Below are 14,575 nucleotides of genomic sequence, written 5' to 3' on the forward strand. Positions count from 1 at the left end.
CAGATGTTCCGTGTCGAGTTCGTTGCGGTGCAGTTCGTGCGCCTTCTCCGCGGCGCGTTGCAGCAACTCCATCGTCTGCTCGCTGAACGCGTCGGTGGCATCGACGGATTCGCGCGGCACCTCGGCGGCGAGGCCTGCGCCGCCGTCGTCGTGATCGCCCTCGCCGCCCATGCCGCCGAAGAAGCGCGACAATCCGCCGCCACCCAGCAGCGAATCGAACGGGTTGAGCATGCTTTGATGACGCATCAATTGCCGGTAGTCGTAGTCGCAGATCGACATGGACTTGCGCTCGCCGTTTTGCACGACAGTCACGCGTGCAACGGCGGGCCGGGCATTACAGATTTCACATAGGGCTGGCATGGTCGACTTGTCTCCAGTTCGGAGCCGCACGGCACGCAGCCGTGAAGCTCGGCGCGACACGAAGGTGCGCCGGAAAAGCGACAGAGCGGCAGGCGGCGCGAGCAACGCGGCGCTGCGGCGGACGAGCCTCGCGCCGGCGGCGGGCTTGCGCGCGTGCGCATGAACCGGACAGCGGAGGTCGAAACCATTGTGGCAGGAATCGGCGAGGCTCGCGCGCTATGTGCAACACGCTTACGTGCACGAGAAAAATGGGTGGGACACAGGTCCCGCCCGGAGTGCGCGCTCGCGCGTGAGCGTCGAAGCGCGCGAGGAGAACACAAGGCGAACACAAGACGAACAGCGGGCGGCCCCGCAGGTATGGCACCTATGGCACACAAGGCACGTTTGACACGAAATGGCCGCTATCGATACCTCATACGTGACTCGTTTGCAATCGTGACGCTAATACGGCCTCGATATGGCACAGCCGCACCATCACCGCCGGTTCGACCCCGACACCACATCCACCCACACGGCCAGCACGAGAATGCCGCCCTTCACGATCATCTGCCAGTAAGCATCCACGTCGAGCATGGACATGCCGTTGTCGAGGCTCGCCATCACGAGCGCGCCGATGAGCGCGCCATAAACCGTGCCCGAACCGCCGCGCATCGAAGTGCCGCCGATGAAGCACGCCGCGATGGCATCGAGTTCGCCCATGGTGCCCGCCGAGGGCGAACCGGCCGCGAGACGCGCCGTGTTGACGATGCCGCCGAACGCGCACATGAGCCCCATGAGCGCGAAGATGGCGAGCTTCACGCGGTTCGTGTTGACGCCGGAAAGACGCGTCGCTTCCAGATTCGAACCCACGGCATAGATGCGGCGTCCGAACACGGTTTGCGTGGCGATCCAGCTAAAGATGCCGAGCAAGGCGAGGAGCAACAGCACCGGCACCGGAATGCCGCCATAGCTGTCGAGCATCACCACGAACGCCAGCACGAGCGCGCCCGCGCCCGCGATCTTCACACCGTCCTGCCAGACCGGCACCACGGGCAACTGGTAGCGGCGCCGGTTCGCCCGCTGGCGCACCGTGAGAAGCGCGAGCAGCGCAAACAGCACGACCGCGAGGGTATCGCCCACGAAGCGCGGCAAATAGCCCTGGCCGATGAACACGAAGTTGTCCGACACCGGCGCGATGGTCGATCCCCCGGTAATGCCGAGCAGAATGCCGCGATACGCCAGCATGCCGCCGAGCCCCACGATAAACGACGGCACGCGCCGGTACGTGGACCACCAGCCGTTGAAGAGCCCCACCACCACGCCGAGCGCGAGCACCGCGGGCACGGTCGCGGCAATGGGCCAGCCGCGATTGGCGTCGAGAATGGCCGCCACGCCGCCGAGCAGCCCCAGCAGCGAGCCCACCGAAAGATCGATCTCGCCGGCGATGATGACGAACACCATGCCGCACGCGAGCATGCCGGTGATCGACATCTGCCGCAGCAGGTTCGAGACGTTGCGCGGCGTGATGAACGCACCGTGCGTGAGCACCGAGAAGAACGCCCAGATGGCGGCCACGGCGATGAGCAGCGCGAGGATCTTGTAGCGCGCGAACAGTTGCTGAAAGCGCATGGAGAAACCGCTGCCGCCATGCGGCGAATCTTCGCGCGCGGGTTGGGTCGTGACGTCGGGGGTCATGCTGCACTCGCTCTTTCAGGTTGGCGGCGCGCGCTCTGGATCGCCGCGCCGAGTATGTGTTCCTGCGTGAGGTCAACGTTCACGAAATCGCCGCGCAACTCGCCCTCGCCGATCACCAGCACACGATCGCTGATGCCAAGCACCTCCGGCAATTCGGAGGACACCATCACGATCGCCACGCCGCGTTTGGCGAGCTCGAACATCAGCTTGTAGATTTCGTACTTGGCGCCCACGTCCACGCCGCGGGTAGGCTCGTCGAGAATCAGCACCTTCGGGTTGGTCAGCAGCATCTTCGTAAGCACGGCTTTCTGCTGGTTCCCGCCCGAGAGGCTCGCAATCGAGAGCATGGGGTTGGCCGCGCGCACCGAAAGCCGCTGCATTTCCGTGCGGATCGTGTCGAGTTCGGCGGCGGCGTCGATGCGGCCGCCCTTCGTATAACGCTCCAGCACCGAAAGCGTGATGTTGTGACCCACGCCCAGTTGCGGCACGATGCCGTGGCGCTTGCGGTCCTCGGGCACCATCGCGATGCCCGCGCGGATCGCGTCGAGCGGCGAGCGGATCTTCAGGGGCTTGCCCTCCAGCAGGACCGTCGCCGAGCAGGTACCCGGATACGCGCCGAAGATCGCCTGCATGGTCTCGGTGCGCCCGGCGCCCACGAGGCCCGCCACGCCCAGAATCTCGCCGCGGCGCACCGCGAACGACACGTCGTCCACGCGCTTGCGGCGCGGGTTCGTCACGTCGTAGCAGGTCACGTTGCGGGCTTCGAACATCACCTCGCCGATCTCGTGCGGCTCGCGCGGAAAGAGATTGCGGATCTCGCGCCCCACCATCATGGCGATGATGCGCTCGGTGGTGAGCGAGGCCATCGGCTCGGTGGCCACGTGTTTGCCGTCGCGGATCACGGTGACGGTATCGCACACCGCCTCGACCTCGTCGAGCTTGTGCGAGATGTACACGCAGGCCACGCCGCGACGCTTCAGGTCGCGCACGATGTCGAGCAGGATCTTCGTCTCCGCCGCGGTGAGCGACGACGAAGGCTCGTCGAGTATCAGGAGCTTCGCGCGCTTGTTGAGCGCCTTGGCAATCTCGATCAGTTGCTGGTGGCCGCCGCCGTAGTTCATTACCGGCTGTGCGACGTTGATCGCGTCGATCTTCAGCTCGCGCAGCAGTTCGTCCGCGCGCCGGTACATCGCCGCGTAGTTCATGCGCCCGCCCGGCAGCGTGATTTCGTTGCCGAGGAAGATGTTTTCGGCCACCGTCAGCTCGGGCACGAGCATCAGCTCCTGGTGGATGATGACGATGCCCGCGCGCTCGGTGTCGCGCACGCTCGATGCTTTGAGCGGCGCGCCCTCCCAGCGGATCTCGCCGTCCCAGGTGCCGTGCGGATACACGCCCGAGAGTACCTTCATGAGCGTCGATTTGCCGGCACCGTTCTCGCCGCACAGGCCCACGCATTCGCCGGGCCGCACGGTGAGGTCGATGCCGTCGAGCGCCTTGACGCCCGCGAAAGACTTGACGATGCCGCGCATCGTCAGCAATGGTTCGGTCATACGCTTTGCGCCTCGCTGCAAAGGGCCCGGTGCGCGGCGCCGCCAGCACGCCGCCCACGCGGGCCGCCCGACGTTACTGGCTTGCCAGCTGTTGCTGCGTATAGAAGCCGTCCTTGACCACGATATCGACGTTGCTCTTCGTGAGCAGCGTGGGCTGCAGCAGGACCGTATCGACCTTCTTCTTGCCGTTGTCGTATTGCGCGTTATACGCCGGCGTCTCGCCCTTCGCGAGTTGCACCGCGAGCTTCGCGGCCTCGCTCGCGATCAGCTTGAGCGGCTTGTACACCGTCATCGTCTGCGTGCCCGCGATCACGCGCCGCACGGCCGCGAGGTCGGCGTCCTGGCCCGAGACCGGCACCTTGCCCGCAAGATGCTGCGCGGCGAGCGCCTGGATCGCGCCGCCCGCCGTGCCGTCGTTCGAGGCCACGACCGCGTCGATCTTGTTGTTGTTCGCCGTGAGCGCGTCTTCCATGATGCGCAGCGCCGTGGAAGCGCTCCATTCCGGCACCCACTGCTGGCCCACCACCTTGATGTCGCCGCGGTCGATCGCGGGCTTGAGGACCTTCATCTGGCCTTCACGCAGCATCTTGGCGTTGTTGTCGGTCGGCGCGCCGCCCAGCAGGAAGTAATTGCCCTTCGGCTGCGCGTTATAGACGCCCTGCGCCTGCAGTTCGCCCACCTTCTCGTTGTCGAAGGAGATATAGGCGTCGATATCGGCATCGAGGATCAGGCGGTCGTACGAGATGACCTTGATGCCGGCCTTCTTCGCCTCGGCCACCACGTTGCCCAGCGTCTTCGAATTGAACGGCACGATGACGATCACATCCACGCCGCGCGAGATCAGGTTCTCGATCTGCGAGATCTGGCGCTCCTCGCTGGCGTCGGCCGACTGCACCGAAACGGTTGCCCCCATCTTCTGCGCGGCGGCGACGAAGTAGTCGCGATCGCGCGACCAGCGTTCGACGCGCAGGTCGTCGATGCAGAAGCCGATCTCGGGATGATCCTTGCTCGCATGCGCGAGCGGCGCGGCAAGCGAGAGACTCGCGAGCACGGCCCCGCATATGAGCGAACCCAGAACCGAACGACGTTTGGCGAATTTCATGTCTCCACTCCTCTTGATGGTCGAAGGCCGCTTGCGCACTGTGCGGTAAAGCGGCACTGCCAGGGTTGCGAAACGCATGCGCGCGAACGTGCATCCGTGCGCACGACGTGACGTCAAATCAACAGGACTACTATTTACCCGCGACTCGTACGGTCGCGTGGCTTCTTGCGTAACCGGCGCCGGTACAGTCAGGCGCCGGTTGCAAAAACCGGTTCTAATGCACGGTAGAGCAAGTGAAACGTGGGACGGCGCGCCTCGCGATACCAGGCATGGCGCGTGGCATCGGGCTCGCGCACTGCGATAACTGGCGGCTGCGGGCACACGGTTTCGAGCGCCGCATCCGGTTCGAGCGCGAGGTGGGCGAGGCGGGCGGCGCCCAGTGCGGGCCCCACCTCCCCGCCCGCGCGCAGCGTGAGCGGGCGGCCACTGATATCGGCGAGCATCTGCGTCCAGTACGCGCTGCGCGACCCGCCGCCGATCACAGTGATCGAATCCGGCACGAGCCCGGCGGCGTGCAACGCATCCATGCCGTCGAGCAACGCGAAACCCACGCCTTCGAGCGTCGCGTTCGCGAGATCGGCGCGCGAGGTCTGGGGCGTCATGCCATAGAAGACGCCCTTGGCGTTGACATTGTTGTGCGGCGTGCGCTCCCCACTCAGATACGGCAGAAACCACGGCCGCCGGGCGTCGTTCTCCTGGTTCGCGTTGGCCTCGGCATCCGTCAGCAGCGCCGCTACGCTCTCGTAGCCGGTCAGGTGTGCGGTGAAGTCGAGGCAACTGGCGGCGTTCAGCATCACCGACATGAGGTGCCAGGTGTGCGGCAGTGCGTGGCAGAAGCTGTGCACGGCCGAATCGGGATTGGCGCGGAAACCGTCCGAGACTGCGAAATACACACCCGAGGTGCCGAGCGAAAGCATGGCGTCGCCGGGGCGCACGATGCCCACGCCGACCGCGCCCGCTGCGTTGTCGCCGCCACCCGCCACCACCGGCACTTCGCGCAGGCCGAATTCGCGCGCCACGTCAGGCAGCAGCGTGCCGGTGATCTGATTGCCCTCGAACACGCGCGGCATCTGCTCGCGCGTCAGTCCGCATGCAGCCAGCAAGGCATCGCTATAGTCGCGCTTCGCAATGTCGAGCCAGAGCGTGCCGGCTGCGTCCGAGGCGTCGGTAGCGAAATCGCCCGTGAGCAGATAGCGCAGATAGTCCTTGGGCAGCAACACGCGTGCAATGCGCGCGAACACCTCGGGTTCGTGCTTGCGTACCCACAGCAGCTTGGGCGCCGTGAAACCCGGCATGGCCAGGTTGCCCGCCACTTCATGCAGTTCGGGCACCGCGCGCTCGAGTTCGATACATTCGGCATCGGACCGGCCGTCGTTCCACAGGATGGCCGGGCGCAGCACCTCACCGTTCGCATCGAGCAGCGTGGCGCCGTGCATCTGCCCCGTGAGTCCGATGGCTTCGATCCGTGCGGCCTCGATACCGACACCCGCGGCTTGCGCAATCAGCGCACGTAACGCGGTGCGCGTCGCGTCCCACCAGTCCCGCGGCGCCTGTTCGGACCAGCGGGGGTGCGGCCGGCTCGCCGTAAGCGGCGCACTCGCGCTGCCGAGCACGTCGCCTGCGCGGTCCAGCAGCACGGCCTTGACGCCGGACGTGCCGAGGTCGATTCCGATGAACATGTCTCCATCCTTGTCAGCCGCGTGTACGCGCGCTGTTTTCTTTGCTTTGGGTTCAGCGCAGCCCGTAGATCGCCTGATTGACGATGTTTTCGAGCCGCTCCTGCTGTCCGCTCACGTGATGCGGGTTGACGCCATGTGCAGTGGCATCTGCGGCAAGCGACGAAAGCGAATAGCCCCCTGCCAGAATCTTGCGGCCGAACTCCGTATCCCAGCCGGCATAACGTTGCTTGCGCAACAGGTCGAGTCGTTCGTTTTCGAACAGCACGGCGGCACGCTCGAGCGCGATCGCCAGCACGTCGATCGCGCCGACGTGCCCGTAGAACAGATCTTCCGGATCGACGCTCTGGCGGCGCACCTTCGCGTCGAAGTTCATGCCGCCGGTCGTAAAGCCGCCGTGGCGCAGGATTTCGTAGAACGCCAGCGTGAGCTCTTCCACGCTGTTCGGAAACTGGTCGGTATCCCAGCCGTTTTGCTGGTCGCCGCGGTTGGCATCCACGCTGCCGAACACGCCCAGTGCGTAGGCCATGGCGATCTCGTGATAGAACGAGTGGCCCGCGAGCGTTGCGTGATTCGCCTCGATATTCACGCGGATTTCGTTTTGCAGGCCGTATTGCGTGAGAAAGCCGTGCACCGTCGCCACGTCGTAGTCGTACTGATGTTTGGTGGGCTCCTGGGGCTTCGGCTCGATCAGCAGCGTGCCCGTGAAGCCCGTGCGGTGCTTGTGCTCCACTACCATCGAAAGAAAGCGCGCGAACTGTTCGCGCTCGCGAACGAGGTCGGTATTGAGCAGGGTTTCGTAGCCTTCGCGCCCCCCCCACAGCACGTAGTTTTCACCGCCCAGCCTGCGCGTGGCGTCGAGGGCGTGACACACCTGGGTCGCCGCATAGGCGAAGACTTCGGGATTCGGGTTGGTCGCGGCGCCTGCCGCGTAGCGCGGATTCGAAAAGAGGTTGGCGGTGCCCCACAGCAATTTCACGCCGCTTGCCTGCTGGCGCTCGCCGAGGTAATCGACCATGCGCGCGAAATTTTCTGTGTAGTCCTTCAGATCCTTGCCCTCGGGGGCGACGTCGGTATCGTGGAAAGTGTAGAACGGCGTGCCGAGCTTCGAGAAGAATTCGAATGCGGCATCGGCCTTCTGGCGCGCACGCTCCATGGCGTCGCCGGGTTGATGCCACGGGCGCTGGAACGTGCCCTGACCGAAAATGTCGATACCGGGCCACACGAACGTGTGCCAGTAACATACCGCTACGCGCAGATGCTCTTCCATCGTCTTGCCGAGCACCTTCTTCGAGCGGTCGTAGTAATGGAAAGCGAGCGGATTGTCCGACTGCGGACCTTCGTAGCGGACGGCGGGAATGGATTCGAAATACGACATGGCGTCTCCAGTCATGTTGCGGCGCAACGACGCGCGCCGTTCTGTGTGACGCCATACTGCCCGCCGCGACCAAAGCGCGGCAATTGCGAAATTGCGGGAGCCGGCTAATGTTTCCTGCCAGCCCGACGCAGGAGCCGCACGCGCGGCGCCCTCTCGGCCTAAAATAATCGCACGCTTTAATCTCACGCTTTAATCGCATACTGAATACGCCGGACCACAAGAACCAGGACGAGACACCGCCCGCCGCGCACACGGCCCCGACACCTCATGAACCGCGCCCCCGCTTCCCAGACGTCGCACCGCATCGCGCTGCTCTTCAACGCGAACAAGGTCTACGACCGCGAAATCATCGCGGGCATCGGCCAATACCTGAGTTCCACGCGCGTGGCGTGGGACCTCTTTCTGGAGGAGGACTTCCGGTGCCGCCTCGCGGGCATCGAGCGCTTCGACGGCGACGGCATCATCGCGGACTTCGACGATCCGGCCGTGGCCGAGGCGCTCGCCGGCTGCCCGCTGCCGGTCGTGGCCGTGGGCTCGTCGTTCGAGGAGCCCACGCAGTACCCGCCCGACGTGCCGTATATCGCCACCGACAACGCCAAGCTCGTCTCGCTCGCATGGACCCATCTGATCGGCGCGGGACTGCCGCATCTCGCGATGTACAGCCTGCCCGCCGCGCAGGAGAACCGCTGGGCGCAGGAGCGCGAACTCGCGTTCCAGAAGCTCGCGCGCGACGAAGGGCTCGACGCGCCCGTGTATCGCGGGCTCGCGACGAGCGCCCCGGCCTGGAACCAGGCCATCGAGCAGTTGAGCGAATGGCTGCACGGCTTGCCCAAGCCCGTGGGCGTGATCGCCGTGACCGATGCGCGGGCGCGCCATCTGCTCCAGGCGTGCCTCATCCACGGCATTGCGGTGCCGGAGCAGGTGGCCATCATCGGGATCGACAACGATCCGCTCATGCGTGCGCTCACCCGCATTCCCCTCTCGTCCGTGATCCAGGGCACCGGGGAAATGGGCAAGACGGCCGCGCACCTGCTGCACCAGATGTTGCGCGGCGCGCGTTTTCCGGGGCGCCGCATTCTGGTGCCGCCCGTGGGCATCAACGTGCTGGAATCGACAAAACACGAACCGCTTTCGAGCCCGCATGTGATGCGCGCGCGGCACTTCATTCGCCAGTACGCATGCCAGGGCATCAAGACCGAGCAGGTAGCCGATTACGTCGGCATTTCGCGCTCTTCGCTCGAGGAGTATTTCCGGCGCGAGCGCCATTGCACGGTGCACCAGGAAATCCTGCGCCACAAGCTCGATGCCGCGAAGGCCATGCTCGCGAATCGCGACGCCGCGAGTGCCGAGGTGGCCATCCGCTGCGGCTTCACCTCGGTGCAATATATGTACGCGGTGTTCAAGCGCGAACTCGGCTGCACGCCGCGCGAGTATCAGGACAGCGTCGCGCCAGGCACACCGACGACCGACGCCGTAGCGCGAACCTGAAGTCCGTCACCGAAATCCGAAACCCATGCGCCGGCCCCGGCCGCCCACGACATTTACCGAACTGCGCTCCATGAACAGCCTCGCCCGTCTGCCTTCCGAACCCTGGGGTACCCTGCCCGGCGGCGACCCCGTCCGGCTTTACACGCTGCGCAACGCGCAGGGCATGAAAGTGACGATCAGCGATCTCGGCGCGACCCTGGTCTCCTGGTTCGCGCCCGACCGCGCCGGACGCCTCGCCGATATCCTGCTGGGCCACGACACGCCCGAGGCCTATTACGAGGGCACCACCTATATGGGCGCGCTGATCGGACGCTGGGCAAACCGCATTGGCGGCGCACGCTTCACGCTCGACGGCATCGACTACACGCTCGATCGCAACGAGAAGAACAACCTGCTGCACGGCGGCATCCATGGTTTTCATCGCGCGCTCTGGCAAGTGGTGGACGACCACGGCGCACTCACGCTGCGGCTCGACTCGCCCGAGGGCGACGGCGGATTTCCGGGCAATGTGAGCGTGCAGGTGCGCTACACGCTCGACGAAGACGGCACGCTCACGCTCGACTACGAAGCGCAAACCGACGCGCCCACGCCGCTCAATCTCACGAGCCATCCGTATTTCAATCTCTCGGGGGAGCCGCATGCGGATATCCGCGGCCATGTGCTGACGATCGACGCCGATGCCTTTCTCGAAGTCGATCCGCAGATGATTCCGCTGGGCGTGGCGGATGTGTCGGGCAGCGCGTTCGACTTCCGCCACGGCGCGCCGCTGGGTGCGCGCCTCGACTGGCCGCATGCGCAGCTTGCGCGCACGGGCGGCTTCGACCATTGCTATCTCTTGCGCGAAGCCGGCGCGGCGCCGCGCACCGTCGCCAGCGTGTACGAGCCCGCGAGCGGACGCGAACTCGTCGTGACCACCGACCAGCGCGGGCTGCAGTGCTATACGGGCAACCATCTGGAGGGCATGCCGGGGCGCCACAGCGCACCTTGCGTGCGCCACGCCGGCCTGTGCCTCGAAGCCGGCGGCTTCCCGAACCAGATCAACATGGCCGGGCCCGAACACGAAGCCGCGGTGCTGCGCCCGGGTGCGACCTACCGGCAGGCGACGCGGTATCGCGTGGGCGTGCGGGCCTGAAACCAGGCTCGAAGCCCGGTTCAAGCACCCATCATTTGTCGTACTGATAGACACCGCGGCCGGTCTTGCGGCCCAGTTGCCCTGCCGCGACCATCTCGCGCAGCAACGGACAGGCGCGGTACTTCGAATCGCCGAAGTCCTTGAGAAACACGTCCATCACCGAAAGACAGACGTCGAGGCCGATCAGGTCCGCGAGCGCCAGCGGCCCGATCGGGTGATTCGCGCCCAGCTTCATGCCCGCGTCGATCTCCTCGGCGCTCGCGATACCTTCCGCCAGCACGAAAAATGCCTCGTTGATCATCGGCACGAGGATGCGATTCACCACGAAGCCCGGCGCGTTCTTTACGTCGATGGGCGTCTTTTCGAGGCGCTGCGCGAGCTCGCGCACATCCGCGGCCACTTGCGCGCGCGTCTGCAGACCGCGTATCACTTCCACGAGCGGCATCATCGGCACCGGATTGAAGAAGTGCATGCCGATGAAGCGTGACGGATCGGCCAGCGTCGTGGCGAGCGCCGTGATCGAGATCGACGAGGTGTTCGATGCGATGATCGCGTCGGGCCGGGCGGCCGCTTCGATCTGCTTGAGAATGCGCGTCTTGAGTTCGGCGTTCTCGGTGGCGGCCTCGATCACTAGGTCCGCGGCGGCAAGACGCTGATAGTCGGTGGACGTTTCGATGCGCGCGAGCGCGGCGTCGCGCACGGCCGCGTCGAGCTTACCCTTAGCGACGAGCCGCTCCATGCTGTGCGTGAGCGTCGCCACGCCCCTGGCGAGCGCCGCGTCGGTCACGTCGATCATCACCGCCTTCAGGCCGGCCACCGCGACCGCCTGCGCAATGCCGTTGCCCATCGTGCCCGCGCCCACGATCCCTACCGTTTCGATTGCCATGCTGCTTCCTCGCTCCACTGGTCTGCGATGCCGGCCTGTCGCATATCGGGATGCCGGCCGCGGCGCGTGCTGCGCCGCATCAACTGCAGACAGTGTAGCGGGTTAGGGAAAAGCGGCGGACCTCCGTGCCGGATGGGTGCTCAGGGGCCGCCGATATGCCCGAACTCGAGCGGCATACGCGTGTAGAAGAGCGGGATACCGCCCTGGCCGAGCGTGGCCAGCAAGGCGTCGATGGTGGCGTCTTCGGCCACGACGACCACCATGGCCGGTTCGTCCGCCAGTTCGAAGAAGCGCGCGGCATGCACGCGCCCATGCGCATCGACGCCCTGGCTGCCTTCCATCACGGTCGCGCCATGCACGCCCGAGGCTTTGGCGACCTCCAGTATCCAGTCGATAGCGGACCGATGACCGTGTTTCAGGTTGCGGCTTGCGTAAAGCGTGAGTTGACTGCCTGTTGCCATGAAATCTCCTGCTCGGGCGCGGCCACCGTGCCACGCATCCTAGAAGTTGTACTGCACATAGATCTCGCTGAAATCAATGCCGGGATTCGGCTCCTTGATATCCGCATTCGAGAGGTGCTGAAAGCGAAACCCGGCCTGATAGTTCTGATGTTCGCCGAACTGCGCGCCCACGCCCACCATATCGGCAAACTGGAACGACGACGACATCGTGCGATCGGGCGTCTGCCGCACATGGGAGAGCATACGCACCCCCACGCCGGCTTCGAAGAACGGCCGGAACCATCCCGTGTCCTTGATGATGCGAAACACCGGCGTCACGCCGAATTCCCAGATGTTCGGGTGCACCGCGTCCGACGCCCGCAGATCCCAGTAGGCAGCATGGGCTTCACCGACCACCGTGAAATGGAAGCCCGCGAAGTGCCACCACTGCAGACCCGGATCCCAGACGAGGCCGAGATCCAGCTTCTTCACATCGTGATCGGCTACGCCGGGCGCAAGCTGTATGCCGAACTGGTCCGCGTGCGCGCCGGCGGCTCCGAGCGCGAGGCACGCCGCCAGCGCCCCACGCAGACTACGCCCCTGCCAGACCGACTTCTTTTTTGCCATATAAGTCCCCGATACGAACGTCATTGCACGACGCCGGCGAGCCAGAAGCCGTGCGGCCCGCTGCCTCCACCGCCCCGCGCATGGGCGACCGGCTACAGCGTTCGTTGCCGCAAGTCCGCATGGCCGCGGACCGTCGTGCACGGCTTCAATGGTTCGCACTGAGCGTAAGGGGCGATACGTCCCCTGCGCAGCGCGGGGCTAAAACTACCGGTTCTTCTACTGCCGATAAACGTTGAATGATGCAATTCATCGTTACGCTTTTGACACCACGCCGGTATGCAAGACTCAATCGACAGGACATTGGGACTTTCAAAACATGAATGAATGCGCCGCCAACCCTTACCCGTGCAACAAGGGAAGGCAGGCCCGAAGTCAAACGCCGCCAGTTTAGACGTGAATTAACAAACCTGCTGGGTACGGTGCCATGGTGAACCCCATGGTGACCCTTATGGCGCCTTGGGGACAAGGGAGATAAGAGGGATAGCGCGCACAGGTGCCTGACTGATTGCTTTCAGCGCCGCAGCAAGACTATTGATATTCGTCTATTAGACGGCGGAGTGTCGGTATCTTTTTCGCACGAATCGCGCTATTGCATGGCGAATTACCGATCGCTCTCATGGAATCCCGCGACCGTATATTGCGGCGCACAGCGCATCGATATCGACGCTAATCGCACGCTGGCCAGTGGCGTTTTCGCCGTTTTTTTAATCGACGTCATAGCGTGACGGCAACAGGCATGACAACGCGAAGAGAATATGGGCTCGCCGCGCAAACGTCGCATGCCTGCGCGGCGAATACCTTGGGACACGCGGCCTGGGCTAATGCCTGGCGCCCGCCTCACCCCGACGCGCGCCCATGCCGGGCAGACGCTTGACGAAGCCCGTGGCGAGCGCGGTCCCCGCCAGAATGGCAACGCACGCCCCGACCATGCCCGTCGACACGCGCTCGCCGAGAAAGAGCGCGCCCCACAGGATGCCGAACACGGGAATCACGAACGTCACCGTGATCGTGCGGGCGGGGCCGATGGACGCGATCAGCCGGAAGAACAGCAGGTAGGCCACGCCCGTGCAGGCAACGCCCAGGCCCAACACCGCACCCCACGCATGCAGGGAGGGAGACGTGACAGGCCAGCTGGCGACGGCAAACGGCAGCAGCACGACGGTCGCGGCGGTCATCGTCCCCGCTGCGACGGTGAGCGGATCAACCCCGGTGAGATGGCGCTTCGTATAGCTCGCGGCAATGCCGTAAAGCAGCGTCGCGCCGAGGGCCGCACCGGCTGCGAGTGCAGTGGTCATGGGTGAGGCACCGTCGCCCGCATGCGTAGCGATCTGGTCGCCCACGAGCGCGAGCACGCCCGCGAACCCGACCGCGAGCCCCGCCACGCGCAAACCGCTCAAGCGGTCCTTGAGCCACAGATAGGCGACCACCGCGCCCCAGAGCGGCGTGGTGGCATTGATGACCGAGGTCACGCCGGCCGAGAGCGTGAGCTCGGCCCAGGCGAACAGGCAGAACGGCGCCGCCGAGTTGAGAATGCCCACCACGAGGAGCGGTACGGCACGCTCGCGCAGCGTGCCAAGCGCCTCCCGCGGGGACCGGCGCGAGAACAGCACGAGCAGCAGGAACGCGGCCCCGATACCCACGCGCAGCGCCATGAGCGGCGCCACGCCGAAATCGGTCACGCCGACACGGATGAACAGGAACGACCCGCCCCAGAGGGCGGCAAGAACGAGCAGTTGCGCGAGATCGACGGGATTCATGACTGGGGTTCTCGGTGGGCCGGCAGGACGCGTTCCAAGTGGTCGCGTGCGGCTATCGTAAGGCGCGCGGCGCGCGTTTCATAGGGATGGATTTTCACCGATATGTGAGGAAAATTGACAGCCGGATCTTGCGCTGTCATTCGGGAACGACGGCATCGGGCAAGCTCGACCAGGCGACCTCACGGGCATCGTTTATGTAGCAGTCCCGATCAATTGACCTGCGATTGCTTGCGTAGTCACAGGCACGCTTTACGCTAACGCCACCTTATCGAAGCCGCATAAGCGGAATAAGCGGAATACATAAACGGAATACATAAACGGATTACATAAAGACAAAGCCCGCGTAATCTTGCGATTACGCGGGCTTATTTTTTCTGGTCGGGGCGAGAGGATTTGAACCTCCGACCACCTGCACCCCATGCAGGTACGCTACCAGGCTGCGCTACGCCCCGAAAGAGCTAAGCAGTATAACAGACCCTTTGGCCAATTAGAACTGCCTGCATGA

At 64.9% G+C, this 14,575-nt stretch carries 11 protein-coding genes, 1 tRNA gene and 1 pseudogene; 2 read left to right on the forward strand and 11 right to left on the reverse strand.

Annotated features, from left to right (window positions below):
* From U5760_RS30900 to xylA, 6 genes and pseudogenes are all read right to left on the reverse strand, one after another.
* Positions 1 to 360: pseudogene (locus U5760_RS30900) on the reverse strand (Clp protease ClpC); the annotation flags it as partial.
* Positions 361 to 834: 474 nt separating this feature from the next.
* Positions 835 to 2,034: a sugar ABC transporter permease gene (locus tag U5760_RS30905; protein ID WP_322016104.1), complete on the reverse strand. Its 1,200-nt coding sequence runs from the start codon at positions 2,032 to 2,034 to the stop codon at positions 835 to 837.
* On the reverse strand, positions 2,031 to 3,605 hold the full coding sequence (gene xylG / locus U5760_RS30910; protein ID WP_415914210.1) for a D-xylose ABC transporter ATP-binding protein: 1,575 nt from the start codon (positions 3,603 to 3,605) through the stop codon (positions 2,031 to 2,033). The genes U5760_RS30905 and xylG overlap by 4 nt, the downstream gene beginning before the upstream one ends.
* A gap of 52 nt (positions 3,606 to 3,657) precedes the next feature.
* On the reverse strand, positions 3,658 to 4,686 hold the full coding sequence (gene xylF / locus U5760_RS30915; protein ID WP_322016106.1) for a D-xylose ABC transporter substrate-binding protein: 1,029 nt from the start codon (positions 4,684 to 4,686) through the stop codon (positions 3,658 to 3,660).
* 188 nt (positions 4,687 to 4,874) lie between these two features.
* A complete protein-coding gene (xylB, locus tag U5760_RS30920; protein ID WP_322016107.1) occupies positions 4,875 to 6,365 on the reverse strand; it encodes a xylulokinase in 1,491 nt (496 codons plus the stop codon).
* A 52-nt stretch (positions 6,366 to 6,417) separates the two neighbouring features.
* Positions 6,418 to 7,740 carry a xylose isomerase gene (xylA, locus tag U5760_RS30925; protein WP_322016108.1) on the reverse strand — a complete coding sequence of 441 codons (1,323 nt, stop codon included), beginning with the start codon at positions 7,738 to 7,740 and terminating at the stop codon, positions 6,418 to 6,420.
* Between the two features lie 267 nt (positions 7,741 to 8,007).
* Here xylA and U5760_RS30930 point away from each other — a divergent pair, with 267 nt between their 5' ends.
* Both U5760_RS30930 and U5760_RS30935 read left to right on the forward strand, forming a co-directional pair.
* Positions 8,008 to 9,228 carry a DNA-binding transcriptional regulator gene (locus U5760_RS30930; RefSeq protein ID WP_322016109.1) on the forward strand — a complete coding sequence of 407 codons (1,221 nt, stop codon included), beginning with the start codon at positions 8,008 to 8,010 and terminating at the stop codon, positions 9,226 to 9,228.
* A 70-nt stretch (positions 9,229 to 9,298) separates the two neighbouring features.
* Positions 9,299 to 10,360 carry an aldose epimerase family protein gene (locus tag U5760_RS30935; protein ID WP_322016110.1) on the forward strand — a complete coding sequence of 354 codons (1,062 nt, stop codon included), beginning with the start codon at positions 9,299 to 9,301 and terminating at the stop codon, positions 10,358 to 10,360.
* Between the two features lie 31 nt (positions 10,361 to 10,391).
* Here U5760_RS30935 and U5760_RS30940 read toward each other — a convergent pair whose 3' ends face one another.
* The 5 genes from U5760_RS30940 to U5760_RS30960 all read right to left on the reverse strand — a co-directional run bounded on the left by U5760_RS30940 (position 10,392) and on the right by U5760_RS30960 (position 14,522).
* The gene (locus tag U5760_RS30940) at positions 10,392 to 11,246 is read right to left on the reverse strand and encodes a 3-hydroxybutyryl-CoA dehydrogenase (RefSeq protein WP_322016111.1); all 855 of its coding nucleotides are present in this window, start codon (positions 11,244 to 11,246) and stop codon (positions 10,392 to 10,394) included.
* Between the two features lie 140 nt (positions 11,247 to 11,386).
* Positions 11,387 to 11,707 (reverse strand): DUF190 domain-containing protein, encoded by a 321-nt coding sequence (locus U5760_RS30945; RefSeq protein WP_322016112.1) that lies wholly within the window; start codon positions 11,705 to 11,707, stop codon positions 11,387 to 11,389.
* 39 nt (positions 11,708 to 11,746) lie between these two features.
* Positions 11,747 to 12,313 (reverse strand): acyloxyacyl hydrolase, encoded by a 567-nt coding sequence (locus tag U5760_RS30950; RefSeq protein WP_322016126.1) that lies wholly within the window; start codon positions 12,311 to 12,313, stop codon positions 11,747 to 11,749.
* 818 nt (positions 12,314 to 13,131) lie between these two features.
* Entirely contained in the window at positions 13,132 to 14,070 is a 939-nt protein-coding gene (locus U5760_RS30955) for a DMT family transporter (protein WP_322016113.1), read from the reverse strand.
* 375 nt (positions 14,071 to 14,445) lie between these two features.
* Positions 14,446 to 14,522 (reverse strand) — tRNA-Pro (locus U5760_RS30960).
* Between the last annotated feature and the right edge of the window lie 53 nt (positions 14,523 to 14,575).

Source organism: Paraburkholderia sp. J12, from assembly GCF_905220215.1.
GTDB lineage: Bacteria > Pseudomonadota > Gammaproteobacteria > Burkholderiales > Burkholderiaceae > Paraburkholderia.